Annotated in this window: 16 protein-coding genes and 1 tRNA gene; 8 read left to right on the forward strand and 9 right to left on the reverse strand. The window is 42.7% G+C overall.

The genetic code is table 11. The annotated features are described in order from the left end of the window. Nucleotides 1-154: 154 nt before the first annotated feature. Together AAEY78_RS05560 and AAEY78_RS05565 are read left to right on the forward strand one after the other, a co-directional pair. Nucleotides 155-1,573, forward strand: coding sequence for a deoxyguanosinetriphosphate triphosphohydrolase (locus AAEY78_RS05560; RefSeq protein WP_352338000.1), 1,419 nt, complete (start codon nt 155-157; stop codon nt 1,571-1,573). Between the two features lie 141 nt (nt 1,574-1,714). Continuing rightward, nucleotides 1,715-2,395: a TetR/AcrR family transcriptional regulator gene (locus AAEY78_RS05565; protein WP_352338002.1), complete on the forward strand. Its 681-nt coding sequence runs from the start codon at nt 1,715-1,717 to the stop codon at nt 2,393-2,395. A 52-nt stretch (nt 2,396-2,447) separates the two neighbouring features. Here the strand turns inward: AAEY78_RS05565 and gspK are convergent, their stop codons facing one another. The 8 genes from gspK to tsaA form a co-directional block, all read right to left on the reverse strand. Continuing rightward, complete coding sequence (gene gspK / locus AAEY78_RS05570; RefSeq protein ID WP_352338004.1) at nt 2,448-3,494, reverse strand: type II secretion system minor pseudopilin GspK; 1,047 nt, start codon at nt 3,492-3,494, stop codon at nt 2,448-2,450. A gap of 66 nt (nt 3,495-3,560) precedes the next feature. Then, nucleotides 3,561-4,448, reverse strand: a complete 888-nt coding sequence (locus AAEY78_RS05575) for a type II secretion system protein GspJ (protein WP_352338005.1) — start codon at nt 4,446-4,448, stop codon at nt 3,561-3,563. Beyond that, nucleotides 4,449-4,946 (reverse strand): type II secretion system minor pseudopilin GspI, encoded by a 498-nt coding sequence (gspI, locus tag AAEY78_RS05580; RefSeq protein ID WP_352338007.1) that lies wholly within the window; start codon nt 4,944-4,946, stop codon nt 4,449-4,451. 3 nt (nt 4,947-4,949) lie between these two features. Further along, nucleotides 4,950-5,828: a prepilin-type N-terminal cleavage/methylation domain-containing protein gene (locus AAEY78_RS05585; protein ID WP_352338008.1), complete on the reverse strand. Its 879-nt coding sequence runs from the start codon at nt 5,826-5,828 to the stop codon at nt 4,950-4,952. A 77-nt stretch (nt 5,829-5,905) separates the two neighbouring features. After that, nucleotides 5,906-6,595 carry a TetR/AcrR family transcriptional regulator gene (locus AAEY78_RS05590; RefSeq protein WP_352338010.1) on the reverse strand — a complete coding sequence of 230 codons (690 nt, stop codon included), beginning with the start codon at nt 6,593-6,595 and terminating at the stop codon, nt 5,906-5,908. 112 nt (nt 6,596-6,707) lie between these two features. Then, a complete protein-coding gene (locus tag AAEY78_RS05595) occupies nt 6,708-7,496 on the reverse strand; it encodes a TatD family hydrolase (RefSeq protein WP_352338012.1) in 789 nt (262 codons plus the stop codon). Between the two features lie 90 nt (nt 7,497-7,586). Beyond that, the gene (locus AAEY78_RS05600; protein WP_352338014.1) at nt 7,587-8,162 is read right to left on the reverse strand and encodes a hypothetical protein; all 576 of its coding nucleotides are present in this window, start codon (nt 8,160-8,162) and stop codon (nt 7,587-7,589) included. Nucleotides 8,163-8,247: 85 nt separating this feature from the next. Then, on the reverse strand, nt 8,248-9,081 hold the full coding sequence (tsaA, locus tag AAEY78_RS05605) for a tRNA (N6-threonylcarbamoyladenosine(37)-N6)-methyltransferase TrmO (protein ID WP_352338015.1): 834 nt from the start codon (nt 9,079-9,081) through the stop codon (nt 8,248-8,250). Between the two features lie 468 nt (nt 9,082-9,549). Between tsaA and AAEY78_RS05610 the strand changes: the two genes are divergently transcribed. Both AAEY78_RS05610 and AAEY78_RS05615 read left to right on the forward strand, forming a co-directional pair. Further along, complete coding sequence (locus tag AAEY78_RS05610) at nt 9,550-10,323, forward strand: ferredoxin--NADP reductase (protein ID WP_352338016.1); 774 nt, start codon at nt 9,550-9,552, stop codon at nt 10,321-10,323. Between the two features lie 147 nt (nt 10,324-10,470). Further along, nucleotides 10,471-10,557, forward strand: a tRNA-Leu gene (locus AAEY78_RS05615). Nucleotides 10,558-10,706: 149 nt separating this feature from the next. Here the strand turns inward: AAEY78_RS05615 and AAEY78_RS05620 are convergent. Continuing rightward, on the reverse strand, nt 10,707-11,396 hold the full coding sequence (locus AAEY78_RS05620; RefSeq protein WP_352338017.1) for a hypothetical protein: 690 nt from the start codon (nt 11,394-11,396) through the stop codon (nt 10,707-10,709). Nucleotides 11,397-11,621: 225 nt separating this feature from the next. Between AAEY78_RS05620 and dinB the strand changes: the two genes are divergently transcribed. The 4 genes from dinB (at nt 11,622) to AAEY78_RS05640 (ending at nt 17,263) form a co-directional block, all read left to right on the forward strand. Further along, nucleotides 11,622-12,710 carry a DNA polymerase IV gene (dinB, locus tag AAEY78_RS05625; protein WP_352338018.1) on the forward strand — a complete coding sequence of 363 codons (1,089 nt, stop codon included), beginning with the start codon at nt 11,622-11,624 and terminating at the stop codon, nt 12,708-12,710. Nucleotides 12,711-12,961: 251 nt separating this feature from the next. Beyond that, entirely contained in the window at nt 12,962-14,134 is a 1,173-nt protein-coding gene (gene queA, locus AAEY78_RS05630; protein WP_352338020.1) for a tRNA preQ1(34) S-adenosylmethionine ribosyltransferase-isomerase QueA, read from the forward strand. Between the two features lie 388 nt (nt 14,135-14,522). Then, nucleotides 14,523-15,455: a type IV pilus assembly protein FimV gene (locus AAEY78_RS05635; RefSeq protein ID WP_352338021.1), complete on the forward strand. Its 933-nt coding sequence runs from the start codon at nt 14,523-14,525 to the stop codon at nt 15,453-15,455. Nucleotides 15,456-15,517: 62 nt separating this feature from the next. Continuing rightward, nucleotides 15,518-17,263: a FimV/HubP family polar landmark protein gene (locus AAEY78_RS05640; protein WP_352338023.1), complete on the forward strand. Its 1,746-nt coding sequence runs from the start codon at nt 15,518-15,520 to the stop codon at nt 17,261-17,263. Nucleotides 17,264-17,294: the final 31 nt, after the last annotated feature.

Below are 17,294 nucleotides of genomic sequence, written 5' to 3' on the forward strand. Positions count from 1 at the left end.
ATTTACACAGCCTTAGCATAGCACAACCAAAAGTCAGCCTTTATGCTGGCTTTTTTTATTATACTAAATTCACTATCGTATCGAAACAGACAGCATTTAAACGGACAATATTTAAGCAGACAGCACTTAAAATAATAATAAGGAAAATGAAGTTATGAGTACTCAGTTGCATAATCCTCTTAACGCTAATGAGCATTGGGCACGCTTGTTTAGCGCTCAGCGTTTGGGCAGTGATAAACTACCACCTACGCAAAACAGCGCCCGTAGTGCCTTTCATAAAGACTACGACAGACTGGTATTTTCACACTCGTTTCGCCAACTCAATCAAAAAACCCAAGTCCATCCATTGACTAACCAATTGGGCATTCATACCCGTTTGACTCACTCGTTAGAGGTCTCTTGTATCGGACGCTCGCTTGGTATGATGGCAGCAGAAAAGCTCCATGAGAAGTTAGATAATGGCTTACCTGACGGTGTTACTCCTGCCGATGTTGGGGTGATTGTGCAAGCGGCTTGTCTCGCCCATGATATTGGCAATCCGCCATTTGGTCATGCGGGCGAATATGCGATTCGAGATTGGTTCTTGCATTCTGAGCGCGAGCGTCTTTTGCAGCATTTAAGTGTTGAAGAACGGCTAGACATCACCACTTATGAAGGCAATGCACAAGGATTTAGATTATTAGTCAATAATGAACATCATCCTGATAAAGGCGGTATGCGCTTAACCTGCGCAACGCTTGGTGCCTTTATGAAGTATCCGTGGCGCGCGATTCACAGCAATGCGCCCCAGAATAAAGAATCCCAAAGCAACGCGCAAAAATTCGGCTGCTTTTCTAGTGAAGCGGTACAATTAGAGCAATTAGCCAATTGCTTACAGTTGGCACGCTCCACACAACATAGCGGTTACGCGCGCCATCCGTTAGCATATTTGTTAGAAGCAGCGGATGATATTTGCTATGCGCTGATTGACTTAGAAGACGGTGTGCATTTAAATATGCTCAGCTATGATGAGGTTGCTGCTATTCTTTATAAATTGATTGGTGAATCCTCAGATGCTAACTATTTACCTTCGCATATGTCAGTGCGCCAAAGCCTCGCGGCTCTACGGGCACGGGCAATGATGCGCTTGGTTAATACGGTGACCGATGCATTCGTCGCCAATAGCGATGCCCTGCTCGCGGGTACATTGACTGGCAGCCTGTTCGCTCATTGTGATGCCACGGTACAAAACGGCATTAATGATGCTAAACAATTGGCACGTGAAAAAATCTTTAATCATCCCAGTAAAGTGCGTATGGAGCTGATGGCAAATCAGTGTTTGCATCGGCTGCTAGACGCTTTTATGCCGCTCGCTTGGATGGGCATCGCGCAATTACAAAGCGCGCCCATGTCATTTGAACAACAGCGTCTACTACGCTTGCTACAACCGCATCTTGATGAGCAGCAGCGCTTATTAACCGACAACCTTTATCATAACATTCTGATTATATTAGACTTTATCACCGGTATGAACGATCATGAAGCCTATCGCTTGGCACAAGAGCTGCAAGGTCATTGGGGTACTATGGTTTAAAAGATGGTCTAAAAAACCACTGAGATTTACGCTTTTAGAACTTCAATCCCATTTTTACGTTAAAATGGGCAACATACCATTTTATAAATAATATAGCTTTCTATAAATAACATATCTCCCTCTTAGGTAATATTAGATATTATGAGCAGTCGCGAACAAAAAAAACTCCAAACCCGTCACGCCTTTTTTAATGCCGTACTTGATTTATGCATGACCGGACAATCCTTTAGCTCCATTAGCTTACGTCAAGTGACACGCGAAGTTGGCGTCGTACCCACTGCATTTTATCGGCATTTCGATGATATGGAGTCGCTCGGGCAAGCACTGGTGATTGAGGAGCTGGGCAGTACGCTGGCAATATTAAGTCAGGGCTTACAAATTGGACGCAAACGCAGCTTTGATCGGCAAATTGCCAAAAGTATCCAGCTTTTTTTATACACCGTGAGCGACAAGCCGCGCTATTGGCAGTTTCTGGTCAGCGAACGGTTTGGTGGCTCAGAGGCGGTGCGTAAAGCCATTGGCAATCTGATGAAATTACACGCACAAAGTTTAAGCGAAGATTTGGCATTGCAGCCAGCGTTTGCTCATATTAATGCTTATGATCGTCGATTATTGGCTGAAGCTGGCGTTAATATGTTCTTTTCGTGGATTATTGATTGGCTTGAGTTGAGCTATTCTGAGGATCATGATGATGATGCCGACTTGGCAGATATTGAAGATAAAAAGCAGTTAATGCTACATAACTGTACCCGTCAGGCACAAATGTTGTTTTATGGCGCATACAATTGGAAATCGAGTGAAGAGACGCGCTTAAATGATTAACTAGATTCCTTTAACGTGCACCATTTACCTAAAATATCATCAGCATTATGCTCTAAAAACTGGGACGAAATGCCCATGACCGTTGCGACACAACTTTAATCACTTTGGCGCTTTGCTCATTATTATTAGCATTATCGTTGCCATTAGCAGGATTATTACTCTCCGTAGCAGGCGCAGCATCGATTTTACTAATGAGTATGGTGGCAAATCGTTGCCGCGCTTTGTCATTATTGCTGCTATCCGTTGCCGTAATCAATGCCATAAACGCGCTGCTATCGACTGCCAACGATGGCGTTAAGGCTTTGCTCTGCTCGCTATCAAGCGTCATAAACGGTGGTAATTGCCAAATATCATTTATCGAAGCAATGGGCTGCTGCTCACGTAATTTTATCAGTGGCTGCAATTGCTCAGCGCTACTGCCTTCTATTAATGCCGCTAACAGCGCAGGACTTGCTGTGTTGATATTAATGGGTAAATAATAAGGAACAGCGGTCAGATAAGGACGCAGAATTGTCAATGCTTCAGTAGTCACACCGCGCACTTCTTGCAATTGCTCAATACTGACAAAGGGCTGATTGGGCAACGTGGTAGTCGTGCCAGCATTCGCCGTCTGCGTATATACCACGCTTTCATCGCCACCATCTTTATATACTTCCGCATCAGCATCTTGCCAATCAAGTATCGCAACAGCAATCTCAGGTGCTAGATTAAGCTGGGTCAATAACCGCTGCAAGACTTCTAACGCTACGGTATCCGTTTTGCCATTATGATACAGATTATTAATATTAAAACGACTGGCTTCATCGCGTAATTCAGCGCTAATGCTATGCGTGCCTAAGCTATAAGGCGGTAATGGCTTCGCCCAAATATCTTGCGCGCTGTCAGTATCATTGAGCATACTATCAGCACGAATAAGAGTGATTGCCAGTTGTTGACCGGCATTGATGTCTTGTGAGAGCTGATTTTGATCAAATAATACGCCACTGCGGCGAATGGCGATTTTTTGACTGGCAAGCATCGCCCCTGCCACCACAGTGATACTGACCACCAACAGTAAAATGGTTAATAATGCCACACCGCGCTGAGAGGTTGCTGTCATTGCTCGTATTCACTTTTTATGGATAGAGTGCCGGTCATTTAATTAATAGGGCTAGTAATATCATGATTAAGGTACAGCCGCATTGCCCGATAGTAGATTGCCTTGTCCATTACTATTGCCTTCATCATTACCGTTAGTATTATTGTTAGGGCTGTTATTAGAGTTATTACCATTCGTATTGTTGTTAGGAATGTTATTTGCGTTTTCTTTTGAATCTGTGTGGCGGTTTAAAGGAATGGCCTGCGGTGCTAACGCCCATTGCCAAGTTATCGGTAGTTCTTGGTAAGTAAAAGCAAGCCCAATACCTTTGGGAAGCAGCATAGGCGGCTTGCTATCGGCATTCTCTGCTTGACCTGATACGACGTTATTATTTTGATTGTCACTGGTTTTATTGGGAAAGGTTGCACTGATTTCCGGCAAAAAGGCTTGCCAACGACCCGCTGTAACGCCTGCTAATACGACACTATCAAGGCTAATACTTTCTATACCGCCCTGAACATTGACATATTGACGGCGAATCAACTTTTCATCGGTGAAAATATAGGCGATACGCTGCAAAATTGGACTGGTTTTATAGCGCGGGTCAGGGTCGGCAAAGCGGATAAAGCTCAACTGCTCACTATCCAAACTAATAAAGGGTTCAGGAATAACGGCAGCAACATTCGTGTTAGCACTGTTATTGGGGCTGCCATTATTGGCGTTGTTATTTGAACTATTGTTTAAATTATTATTACCCTCTTGCACCATGAGTGAATGATAAGGCACCATTTGCCCCATATCTTGCTGGATTTGCAAATAAGCATATTGTAACACCGCAAGCTGGTCGGCATGAAATTGCGCCCGTTCGCGTGCACGATTAACACTATCAAATACTTGCCAGCCAGCAATAGCAAGCACGGCAAATATCGCCATAGCTACCATCAGCTCAAGTAAAGTAAAGCCACGCTGCTGCATTTATTGCCCTACCTTTTGCCCAGAACGACCCAAATCCAAACTGCCGACTTCCTGCTTCGCATCACTTAGTATCAAGTTTATATCGTTAGCAACCGGACGCGCTTGCCCCTCAACAATGGGCGCAACGGTTATATTTACCTGTTTTAATGCAGGCGATAAGGTATCAGCCAAGGTGGTGGTTACTTGCCAGTCGCGACCTTGTTCGTTAATGGTTTGCACGCGGTTGCTGGTCAGCCAAGTCTCTTGGATACGCAAATCCGCCGCTGCATTTTGTGCAACAAAGTGGGCAAGCGTACGGGTTTTGAGCACATCCACTGAATTTAAATAGGCACTACTGGCGCGACTAGCAGCAACCGCAACTACTGCTAAAATAGCCAGCGCCACCATCACTTCAATTAAGGTAAAACCTTGCTCACGCGCCGATAGTGATAATGATGGCGCAGGTGACAATAAAGGCAGTTTTGCTGATTGCTGCATCTTTTTTAAGGTATTGGACATTAGTTATTGCTCCTGCCCAGTGATGATACTGCCATCCGGCATTATCGTAATCACCTCGCCTACCAAGCGCGATTGGTGCCGCACCTCGATGGTAACCGGCGCTGCTTGACCAGTGCCAAACCATAACACTTGCGGCACCGCTTGCCCTGTAAACCACGGCTGTAGTACGTGCGCATCTGACGCCCTATTAAATGCATTGTTCATACTGTTACTGCCACTCGACGCCTCTAAACTTTGGATATTTAAGGTAACGCCAGCTGGCAGTTCAGGTAAAGTAACATCCATTTCCCGCTCCCAGCTTGGGGTTGGTAATTGGGCGGCAGCTGTGCTAGATAATCCTGATAACCCAGACACATCGGCAGACAGCTCCATAGCATTTTTAGGCACGCCATCTTTATTATCACCTGTCTGAATCGGTGTTTGATAATGCGTATAAGGATTGGACAAGGTCGTAATAACGGGTATGACTTGACCTTGCTTATCGGCTTGTAAGCTCAGCCCCATCGGTTGCATCCGCTCAGCAGATAACAGACGGACGTAATTTAAAGAGTCGGTCAAATGCTCATAAAAAGCATGGTTTTTACGCGATTCACTACTACCAACAGATAAACTGATCATACCTGCAAAAATAGAGATGATAACGACCACCACCACGATTTCAACCAAAGTAAAGCCTGACTCTGAGCTAGATATTACTGGTTTGCGCATTTCTAAGGCTGATGATGATGGATGTATTGGCGAGCTTTTTAGCGAGAGAAAATTCTGGATATTAGGCACTAAAATGACAGGAAAAAAGACTAAGGAGGAATATGAAAAACTTTGATGCGCATAAGCTGGCAAAATAGGTGCAAAGCTGGACTGACATCGGACAGTGAGCGGCATGATGCACCTATGAATGAGTATGTAGCCAGTTATTTAAGTAAAAGCCATTGAGCTATAGCTATTTCAATATAGCCATTTTAATAAGTAGTATTACGATGCGCCTCGGATTCAGTCTCAATTTGCTCAACCAGCTCTTGCATATCGACATCTGGCACGGCTTCATGCACCTCACAAAGCGGATAATGACTGGGCAAATCAAGCATCTGCACCACCAACGCATAGCGCAAAGTATCACGGCGACCCAAATAGCGCTGATAAAAACTAGAATTCAGCAGACCTGCACCGCCCTGACCCATTGCCCAAATCGAGGACAAATAATCTCGCGTGGTCATACTGCTCTGTTCATTCTTTAAATGGGCGCTGACAATATCAATCAGACGCTTCATGCGCTGACGGCGAATATCATACAGCTCACCAAATAGACGGTTTAGACCAGTAACCGACGCAGCAAGACGTTCTTCAATTTGATTGAGTAGCATGGCTTTTTGTGGATTCAGCAACTGCTGGAAAATCATCCGCGCGACACCCGCTGATGGACAATCATCAATCCGATTAATCGCAAACAACTGCTCTTCATAACGGATAATAATGCGCAAATAAAGCTCATCTTTACTCGAAAAATGCTTATAAAGCGTACCTTTCGCCAAATCCAATTGGTCAGCAAGACTATCCAAAGTAATGTCGCCATTGCCCGACTCTAACAGCAACTGCTCCGCCATCGCTAAGATGTTCTCTTCCCGAACTTTGAACTGGTGTTGACGACTCATAACTTCTCCAAAATCCGATAAGATATTGCTACTAGCTGCTATTAGTTACCACTAGATTAGCTGCTTGACGACTGTTATTGCTAAATGACTGACTGGTCATAGCATAACGGCTTTAAACATACTGCGCCAGCAAATTCTCAAAGTTTTTTGCCGTTAATGCGCCGACTTCCTCAACGCTCATACCGTACAAATCCGCAAGACAACTTGCCACATAAGGCACATAAGCCGGCTCATTCGGACGACCGCGTTTGGGTACGGGCGCAAGGTACGGACTATCGGTTTCAATTAATAATCTTTCTTTTGGCATTCTTTGTGCAGCATCGCGAATGATTTTTGCGCTCTTAAAGCTGACAATACCTGAAAATGAGATATAGAATCCCAAATCAAGGGCTTTTTTTGCCGTCTCCCAATCTTCAGTAAAGCAATGAATAATACCGTGCTCAGCGCCTTCTGCCTTTAAAATGTCGATCGTATCGTCTTTCGCTTCACGCGTGTGCACGACCAATGGTTTTTTGAGCTGTTGGCTGGCATGAATATGGCGGGCAAGGCTCGCTTGTTGTTCGAGTTTATTGTCCGTTGACCAATAGTAATCTAGCCCTGTCTCACCTATTGCCCAGACAAAATCGCTACTTGCCAGCTCAACCAAGCGCTCGACCGTCGCCGACTGTAATACACCAATGTCTTCGCACGGATGAATGCCCACGCTCATACCCAAATTCAGTGTCTCATCACCATAGGTGCTAACAATATTAGCAATCTCATCATATTCCGCAAAGTCACACATAATCGCCATCGCACGAGTGACGTTGGCTTCTTTCATCGCGGCAATCGCGCCAGCCAACTTACCATCGTGGCGCGTTAAATCTAAACGGTTTAAATGGCAATGGGTATCGGTAAACATAAATACTCTCTATTAAAAAAATCTATTTGATGATGTCATCTCACGAGCTAATCAATAAGGTATATGAGTAATCTATAATCTGTACAATTACTAATGACTGACACAGGTTATCGACTTTCTGTTTTTATCGAATTTTAAGGAATCATGTGTGCCCATCGCACCGCTTTCATCTACAACGTCATAACCTGACGCTGTATTGTTTTTATAAACCAAAGCTATACCTTTGTCTTTGCTATTGTATTTACCATTCTTGGGCATATCCACAGTAACTAGATACTCATTACTCATTGTGCTAGAAGCACTATAATAAAAATCAGGTCTTAGCTTTAAAAAACTATTATCCTTGAATACTATAGAAAAACTCATGTAGTGAAAGTCACTATCATTAATTTCCTCTATAATTTTATCTAGTGGTATTCCAAAAGCATTTGCATTTTTAAGATAATAAGTAGTGGCAATGTTGTTGCCACCATACTTCGCCTTAACTTTAGTTTTACTTGTCTTGATGATGGAGGTTTTATATTTATTGGGTAATTCTTCCATAAGATGAAAGATACCAGAGCAACCACTTTGTAATGTAGTTAGCTCAGGCGTCCAATCTGTTGCCGCATGGGTATATGACATTATTTGCAATAGCGATATACCAAATATGAATTTTTTAATCATTCTCTTTCAACTCGTCGTTTCATAATTTAGCGACAATTGTATATCAATTTATTCACCCTTTTTTATTTTGTTCTTGATTAGTTTTTTATAAAGTAATAGATACAGCTTCCGTTATTTGCAGTTGTCCGTTTTCTATCAACCAAAAACTCACATCAACGGATTTATAGCGCATCACAAACGGTTTATGACGCTCATCATGACGGTATGCAGGGCGTGGGTCTTGGGCGATTAAATCACAGATAAGGGGAATATCTGTTTCTAGAAGTTGCTGTTGTATTATATGAATGACGGCTGACACGCGCACTTTAATGTCACTATTTTTATTCTGCTGTCCCATTCTTATAATTTGCTCAAACTGTTGCTCTGCCTGCTCAGTTATCGTCACGATTAAAGGTGCAGGCGCGATAGGTGCAAAGCCACTGTCTGCACTTGCCAGCGCATCACTATAAGCCACATACGGCTTAATATCGATAATCGGTGTACCGTCAATCATGTCGGCACCGCTGATACTCAATAGCACTCGCCCTTCCACGACTCCAATACGCTCAAGCTTAACCACTGATAGTCCTAAACCTGACGGACGATACATACTCCGGCTGGCAAACACGCCTATTTTTTGATTGCCACCAAGGCGCGGTGGACGGACTTGGGCACGAAATTTATCGTCATTGCTCACAGCCTCATTCAACGCATTGGCTTTATTAATAAAATTATGATGAAATTGCCAGCTTATCCAAATATGACTAAAATCCTCTAAGCCTACAAATGCCGCTGGCGTATCATACGGCACAAGCATTTCTATTATACTGGTAAGCGCCACTAAGTTTGGTTGTCTTGGCGCGCCAAATTTCTGTGATAATGGGGCGCGGTGATAACCAATAATCGGTGCAGCATGAGATGTATCCGAACAACAAGGCATAAACCGACTCCATAACACATTAAATAATAATGAATCAGCGATTTAATACCCACATAATGACGTACATAGAGATGCATAGACACGTATACAGAGTTTTTCGCTAACGATATTCCATTTTATCATGCTATGAGCGCGCTGCTTGGCGGATTTTTATTTTAAAGTTTGTTATGATAAGCGACCCTATTTATTGAGAATGGCTTGCATCCATATCAATATGGCGCAACTTTGGCTTTATTATCGGCTGACTAGCGTTATTACTTAAGCACGGAAGTCACTAATTAAGCACGAAAGTCACTAATTAAGCACGAAAGTCACTAAAATCTGTTTTATCGTTAATATGTTGCCAATATTATTTCCATATTTACCACGATGAAGCGTCATACCTTCTGATTTTATAGCAAACTTATTTATTATCTTATTTTATTATTATCGCCTTTAAACCAATAACGAGTAATTAACGGGGACTTTATGTCAAAACTTCGCACCGAAACGGTCACAGAGGTTCATCACTGGAATGACGCCTTATTTAGCATCAAGACCACACGCGACGATGGTTTACGCTTTCGTAACGGCGAGTTCGCCATGATTGGTCTGGTCGTCGACGGTCGTCCATTATTGCGTGCCTATTCAATTGCCAGCCCCAATTACGAAGAGCATTTAGAATTCTTCTCTATCAAAGTTCAAGATGGTCCATTAACGTCACGCTTGCAACATATTAAAGTTGGCGATGAATTATTAGTCAGTAAAAAGCCAACGGGCACGTTAGTCTTAGACGATTTATTACCGGGTAAGCATTTATATATGCTCTCAACGGGCACCGGACTTGCGCCATTTTTATCATTAGCGCGTGATCCTGAAGTTTATGAGCGCTTTGATAAGATTATCCTCGTTCATGGCGTGCGCTGTGTCAGCGACTTGGCGTATCAAGATATGTTCGAGAACGAGTTGCCAAATGATGAAATATTTGGCGAATGGTTCCGTGAAAAATTCATCTATTACCCAACCGTCACCCGCGAAGAATTTAGAAACCAAGGGCGCGTGACTGATTTAATGAAATCAGGCAAATTATTTGAAGATATCGGATTGCCACCGATGAATAAAGAAGATGACCGCGTGATGCTCTGCGGTAGTATGCCATTTAACGCAGAAGTCTCTGCCATTTTAGATGATTTTGGGCTAACAGTATCTCCGCGTATGGGCGTACAGGCGGATTATGCGGTTGAACGTGCGTTTGTTGGTTAATAAGCGGCTATTTAATTGAATAATTGCGTATTTATCATAAATAATTCTTGACGGTTAAAAATAGGCTGCTATAATACGCAGCCTATACAGTAACTACTGTAGCCCAATTAAATAATGCTTAGCAACAACCGCATTATGACCTAACACGCCGGTGTGATGGAATTGGTAGACATGACGGATTCAAAATCCGTTGCCTTTAAAAGCGTGTCGGTTCGAGTCCGACCACCGGTACCATTTTTAACAATTGAGCCTCCCGAATCGGAGGCTTTTTTGTGTCCATGATTTTTTATCAACGATTTACTTTATTATCAAATTTTAGCTTAATAAAAAGCCTCACCCGTCAGGTAAGGCTTTTTATTAATGAATGACGCTCATTTATTATGTTATTCAGCGTTATCTAACAATATATTCAGCGCGTCTATCATGTCATCATCAATGATACTGTCATCAATATATTCGACTATCTCATTAATAGTGGTTACATCCATACTGCGAATCCCTAAACCCGCTAATTGCTCATTAATGAATTGTAAACGTGCAGTTAATTGCCCGTTATCTGCTTCATTGTTAGCTTCCGTTTCCTCAAATCTATCACTAACAAACCAATACAGTTTTTCTAGTATGCTCTCTTTTTCTGGCAATACTGAATAGCTGTCACCATGAATAAATAGGTTAAAATGGTATGGCAACTCAACATCATTAATAAAGAAAGTACGTTTACAGTCTAGGCTATAAGCTTGCGCTTCACTGCCTTCCTCTTGCTCGACCTCTTCTTTTACCAATCCGCCTAGAATTTCATAGCCGCCCACTTTAACTTTATGATTATAAATGATGCAAAAATCAGCAATAGCATCAAAAATAACAGCGCCAATATCTAAGGTATGACCATCAATACCATAAAATTCTTTTAGCGCGGGTAAAAACTCTGTGATTTTATCTTCCGGCACTTCAGTGAGAAACTGTTGCTCATATATTTTAATCATGTCATCAGGGGTGTAGGTATTAGAGGTATTGGTCTCGTTTCTGCCTGTTGGCTGTAAGGGCACGAAATTATAAGGGTTGCTAGATGTCATAATGGACGACCTTGTTCAGTTGATATTCAGTTTATATAGTGAGGCGTTGACAGATTATTATCGGCTAAGTGTTACAGCCCTTAAGGACTATTGCGCGTTATCAATTTTTATGTCAGCTATTATCGCTTATTCCATCATTTTTAGATATATCGCTCTACGTGTCAGTACTTATTTACGGCTATTGAATAACAGTCATATGATGCAATTTCAGGTAAAATAACACCTATGACTGCACCTATAAAACCGACTCCCCGCAAAATTATCCATATAGATATGGATGCGTTTTATGCAAGCGTTGAACAGCGCGATTTCCCAGAACTGCGTGGTAAACCATTAGTCGTTGGTGGTGATCCCAGTGGTCGCGGTGTGGTCGCCGCTGCCAGTTATGAGGTGCGTAAGTTTGGTGTGCGCTCAGCGATGTCTTGCTATGAGGCGCGTAAACGCTGCCCTGACGTCATTTTTGTATTGCCACGTTTTGAGATATACCGCGCAGTCAGCGATCAAATTCGAGCAATCATGCTGAGCTTAACGGCACAGGTAGAACCCTTGTCATTGGATGAAGCGTATCTTGATGTCACAGGGTTGCAAGTGCATCGTGGTTCAGCTACTTTAATGGCAAACTGGGTACGGGCACAAATCTTTGAACAAACCGGTCTTACAGCGTCGGCTGGAGTGTCTTTTAATAAGATGCTGGCAAAAATTGCGTCTGATATCAATAAACCTAATGGCACAGCCATCATTACGCCAGATGAAGCCGACGCCTTTATCAGTGCGCTACCGATCGAACGTTTTCATGGCATTGGTAAAGCCACGGCAGCACGCATGCATGCGCTTGGTATTGCGAATGGCGCAGACTTACGGGCAGTATCAGCGGCAATATTGGTCGATGAATTTGGCAAGCGTGGGCAGTTTTATCATGATATTGCCCATGGTCGTGATGAGCGCCCAGTCAAAGCGGAACGTCAGCATAAATCGGTAGGTTCTGAGACTACCTTTCGAGAGAATTTAAATAATGATAAAGAATTGTTAGCCTACATTTATGAGCAAAATGCCGATGCTTTTACGCAATTGACCAGTAAACAAATGACTGCTTATACCATTAGCCTTAAGATTAAATACGCAGACTTTAGCCAAATCACGCGCGCGCATACAGTATCTTCAGCCTTTACTGACAGTGAATCGGCTCATTATTGGTTGGATAAGTTATTTGCAGATATTCCTCGCTTACTATCGATTAGATTGGTTGGCGTTACCTATTCCTCATTACGTCCTGCTAACCAGTTGTCAACTCAGCTGGATTTATTCAGCTCTTAAGATATCTACAGCCAACATAAAGCAGTTAACGATAATTTCACGGAAGCGCTATAATTTGTGAAATGACCTGCCAAATTAGCTCTATATTAGCTTTATGTTAGTAATTTTATGCTTAGGCTATTTCGAAAAAGTGGGTTTTTAGTTTAATTATTATCTTAAATAAATGCCACTAATCGGCTTAGAAATGCTGCTGATAAGACGTCATTTCTGTTACAATTGCAGCAAAATTATTTGCCATAGATTGAGCTACGATGACTGACGCCTTAGATTCTATTCCTGCTGACAATACAGATGTACAAGACGATAATGTAGGCTATTTGAGTGTCGCTGATTATGATTATGAACTGCCTGATAATTTAATTGCTCGTTATCCATTAGAGCAGCGCTCTGCATCTAAACTATTATACGTGCCAGCCAGCATAGACCAAAAGAATCTGCGTGCGCCAGAAGACCATATTTTTATAGCGCTACCTGATCTGCTTAATGCTGGGGATTTGATTGTTTTTAATGACACTAAAGTCATGAAAGCGCGCTTGTTCGGTCAAAAAGATACGGGTGGTCGAGTTGAAGTTTTGATTGAACGTTTGGTCGATGATTATAACGATGATAACCATAATGAGAGCGCACCCGCACATCACAATGTGGCACTTTGTCATGTCAAAGCCAGTAAAGCGCCAAAGCTCGGTCAGCGTTTATTATTAGCCGATGAACAAATGGGCTGCGTGATGATAGGACGTCAGGAAAATTTATTTATTTTAGCCTTTGATGCGCCTATCTTGCCTGATTTGGAAGTTTATGGTGAGCTACCGATTCCACCGTATTTTGAACGTCATGCTGATGCCACGGATAACGTGCGCTATCAGACCGTGTTTCATGACCCAGCCAAACTTGCCAGTGTTGCTGCCCCCACCGCAAGTCTACATTTTGATGACCATATCTTGACACGGTTAGCCGATAAAGGGATTAATACCGCCTTTGTGACCCTTCATGTGGGTGCTGGAACATTTGCGCCCGTTAAGACAGAAAACTTGCTGAATCACACCATGCACAGTGAATATGCGCACTTGCCACAAGCAACCGCCGATTTGATTAATCAAACCCATGCCAATGGTAGCAAAGTCATTGCCATAGGAACTACGGTCACGCGTGTCCTTGAAACGGCTTATCAAAAAACTGCTATGAATGGTCAACCACTGGCTACATGGTCGGGCGATACCGATATCTTTATTTATCCGGGGTTTAAATTTGGGGTGATTGATCGGTTATTAACCAATTTTCATTTACCAAAATCGACCTTATTAATGTTGGTATCGGCATTTGCTGGTAAAGCTGCGATTGAACAAGCATATCAGCATGCCATTACTAATCAGTATCGCTTTTTTAGCTATGGCGATGCGATGCTGCTCGATAATATTGACCGTTAATCTAACCTGTGAGCCACAACCTTAGTGATAAGCGCACTGCCCTTTTTACTGCTAGACGTCACTAACTGGCAAAATTGTGTATCGAAGTTAACGTGAGTAACATGAAATAGAAGCTTATTCTAGAGTTTTTTATTGAACAATTGTTCTTTTCAAGTTACTCTAGTATAGTTTTGCGGATATGATTGGGCGCTATACGTGTATACACCTTAACGGTTATTTTTTAACATTGGCAACAGGGTGTTTTCTTGATTGAAGTTTGCAAGGGCATAGCGTTTAAAGTCACTAATTTCAACGTTAGCATCTGAAAATTACCGTTGTCTGATTATCTGCGTTTAAAGTTCATTATCGAAAAATAAATAATTTTTCAGAATTATTAAAAGGGCGGTATATGTTTGGGTATCTACCTAGTCGTATCACGACTTCGCGTCATAGGCTTGTGGTTACACTTTGGTATTCAGTCAGCTTAATGGTGCTGCCAACTGCTGGTCATACTGCCAGCTTTGGTCAGACCACTATAAACTCAGCTCAGCATGAGCCGCTTGATGCAAGCATTGCGATAACCAATTTTAAACCGTCCAATTTTTCAGTCACTTTAGCAAATAATGATGTTTACCAGCAGCTTGGATTGATGGCGCTTGACTCATTATCAGCGCGCTTTGTGCCGACCTCAGCCACCTCTGGTAACGTTATTATTCGTACCAGCCGGCCTGTGAGTGCACCATTTGCTGATTTGGTATTGAGCATTAATGAGCAAGGGCAACAGATAATGGTACCAAAGACTTTGTTGCTGCCTTTAAGCGCTAAGGTGCGCATTCCATCTTACAACAATAACACCGATGATCGCTCTATGCTGGTGCAAGATAACCACTTGAGTGTAAGTAGCGCTTTACACATCCAGCCTTTGACCATTAACCGTGGTATACCGCCACCATTATTTACCACACCCAATGGACAAAGTGTGCAAAGACCGTTGCAAGTCAAAAAACTGACATCTGAATCCAGTTTACCTAACTTAAATCCTCATGCTATACCTAACAATCAAGAGCTAAATGCAGCTAATAACAGTGTTGACGATAATATCAATACGCCAGTTTTCCATGCCCAAAATATCCAAGTATCAGAAAATACAGCTCTTACTTTAGCAGCTGATAAACCGTTCGATACACTTAACATACAAGTTATTAGACGTATCCAACTGACCAATCAAACAATAGCCGTTGAACACGCGTCTGACCTGTCAGAACCACGGTTAATAGATATGACAGATGCCAGCACGCCATATATACTTGAAGCACGTGTTATAAAACCATACAATCAATAAAATAAAAACTCACTGCTCAGCATCGGATGCTGTGATCAGTATTGATAGGCGCGAGAATATTTATGGACAATATGCTATATATCATTGCAGGATTAATCATTATTTTAGTGATAGGCGTCTGGATACTGCGAAAAAATAAAGCGCAACGACCGACCAGCCAGCCTATAAGCGACAGCGTCCTACCTCCAGTTTCAGCCGCGCCCGTGCAGCGAGAAGCTGCCAATAATATGAATACGGCAACGTTGTTTGATGACGTTACGGTTGCTCAGCGTTTTATTGATCAGCAGCGCTATGATAAGGCGATTGAAACTTTAGAGCGCGGCTTAAGTGAAAAGCCAAATGATAGCGCCCTATCCCTAAAGCTGCTTAATGTTTATGCGCTGAGCAATGATACTGAGGCATTTTATCATACGTATGCTGCTATCAATGCGCACGGTGATAGGATCACTATCGCTCAGGCTCAGCAGCTAAAAGAGTTGTTGGATGCGGAGAAGGGCTCACAGGCGCCACTTCTTAGTCCTTCTAGTTCTAAGCCACATATGGCGGCGGATATAGGCACAGCTACTGAACCCAATCTAGCAGCACCGGTGCACGCGAATACCCATCACAGTGCTAACGACACTGATGCAGCTTTAGACTTTGACTTTGCCTCATCTACACCAGCGGCAAATAGTGACTCGGCTGTAATTGCCGCTGTTACTCAGGATATTGAGCCTTCTGATAGCCCTATCAATAGCACCTTTGATCTCACTTTAGACGATCTAGAAGCGACTGATAACGTCATCAATATTGCACCAGCGCCGTCATTAGGTACACAAGATGATACCGATACTTTAGCGGCAACAGCAACTCAATCGTCAACCATGGATACTCGGGTCGCGCAGGATGACTTAGCATTAGATTTTGAGGCTTTTAACTTTACTAAAAACAGTGAGCAACTAGCACCTATTGTCGAGAGCCCGGTTAATAATACTGAGACTCAAAGTGAAAATGAATTTCAGCTTGATTTTGATGCGTTTTTAGATGATGTTACGGATACGGCAAAGACCGAAATAGAACAAGAAGCATTACTCAATCACGATGTACCAGAAACCTTAGCCAATAATGATGATTTTGACCTTGATTTTGCTGAGTTCTCAACTTTAGAACTACAAAACGAGCCTACGTTGGACACCTCTGCGCCAAGTGTAGTAGATAGTAGTATAGATAATAGCAATGATGACTTCTTACTGTCGGCAAATGCCACAATTAGTACAGATAATTACCAATCACTGCCTATCGATATTATCTCAGAGCCCGACGCTGCGCCAGTAGCAGATACGATGCTTTCTAATTCGTCGCCAACAAATGACTTAGAGTTAATTGACTTTGATTTTGATTTCGACATTGCCACTGATACCAATGATAATCTTGAAGATCATAGCGCGCTAACCACGACCAGACCCACTGTAACCATAGTGCCTGACCGTACGCTGACGTTTGATGATGATACCGATATTGATGAGCTCAATTTTAATATAGATCTCGATGAGCAGGCTACAGAATCATCTTCTACTGTAGGGTCTGTGACCCCTGTCACTAGTCCTGTCATGACTGATGAAGCCGCAACAGACTTTGCAGAGCAGTTTGCCACAGACTTTGCATTTGTGGACACTTTAGACAGTCAGCAAGTGACTCTAGATTTAGCCGGACAATATCTGCAACTTGGTGAATACGATAGTGCCAATCGCTTGCTCAATGAAGTGGTGGCTCAAGGTAATCCGGAGCAACAAGCCCAAGCCCAAGCTTTGCTAGCCCGTACTACCTAAGCACTAATACGAGGATAGCGATATGGCAATA

It is taken from the genome of Psychrobacter sp. 16-MNA-CIBAN-0192 (genome assembly GCF_040309565.1).
Classification (GTDB): domain Bacteria; phylum Pseudomonadota; class Gammaproteobacteria; order Pseudomonadales; family Moraxellaceae; genus Psychrobacter.

Excerpts from the sequence above, each read along its gene's own strand:
- AAEY78_RS05560 (WP_352338000.1), top strand. The coding sequence starts at position 155 with ATGAGTACTCAGTTGCATAATCCTCTTAACGCTAATGAGCATTGGGCA.
- AAEY78_RS05565 (WP_352338002.1), top strand. The coding sequence starts at position 1,715 with ATGAGCAGTCGCGAACAAAAAAAACTCCAAACCCGTCACGCCTTTTTT.
- gspK (WP_352338004.1), bottom strand. The coding sequence starts at position 3,494 with ATGACAGCAACCTCTCAGCGCGGTGTGGCATTATTAACCATTTTACTG.
- AAEY78_RS05575 (WP_352338005.1), bottom strand. The coding sequence starts at position 4,448 with ATGCAGCAGCGTGGCTTTACTTTACTTGAGCTGATGGTAGCTATGGCG.
- gspI (WP_352338007.1), bottom strand. The coding sequence starts at position 4,946 with ATGTCCAATACCTTAAAAAAGATGCAGCAATCAGCAAAACTGCCTTTA.
- AAEY78_RS05585 (WP_352338008.1), bottom strand. The coding sequence starts at position 5,828 with ATGCCGCTCACTGTCCGATGTCAGTCCAGCTTTGCACCTATTTTGCCA.
- AAEY78_RS05590 (WP_352338010.1), bottom strand. The coding sequence starts at position 6,595 with ATGAGTCGTCAACACCAGTTCAAAGTTCGGGAAGAGAACATCTTAGCG.
- AAEY78_RS05595 (WP_352338012.1), bottom strand. The coding sequence starts at position 7,496 with ATGTTTACCGATACCCATTGCCATTTAAACCGTTTAGATTTAACGCGC.
- AAEY78_RS05600 (WP_352338014.1), bottom strand. The coding sequence starts at position 8,162 with ATGATTAAAAAATTCATATTTGGTATATCGCTATTGCAAATAATGTCA.
- tsaA (WP_352338015.1), bottom strand. The coding sequence starts at position 9,081 with ATGCCTTGTTGTTCGGATACATCTCATGCTGCACCGATTATTGGTTAT.
- AAEY78_RS05610 (WP_352338016.1), top strand. The coding sequence starts at position 9,550 with ATGTCAAAACTTCGCACCGAAACGGTCACAGAGGTTCATCACTGGAAT.
- AAEY78_RS05620 (WP_352338017.1), bottom strand. The coding sequence starts at position 11,396 with ATGACATCTAGCAACCCTTATAATTTCGTGCCCTTACAGCCAACAGGC.
- dinB (WP_352338018.1), top strand. The coding sequence starts at position 11,622 with ATGACTGCACCTATAAAACCGACTCCCCGCAAAATTATCCATATAGAT.
- queA (WP_352338020.1), top strand. The coding sequence starts at position 12,962 with ATGACTGACGCCTTAGATTCTATTCCTGCTGACAATACAGATGTACAA.
- AAEY78_RS05635 (WP_352338021.1), top strand. The coding sequence starts at position 14,523 with ATGTTTGGGTATCTACCTAGTCGTATCACGACTTCGCGTCATAGGCTT.
- AAEY78_RS05640 (WP_352338023.1), top strand. The coding sequence starts at position 15,518 with ATGGACAATATGCTATATATCATTGCAGGATTAATCATTATTTTAGTG.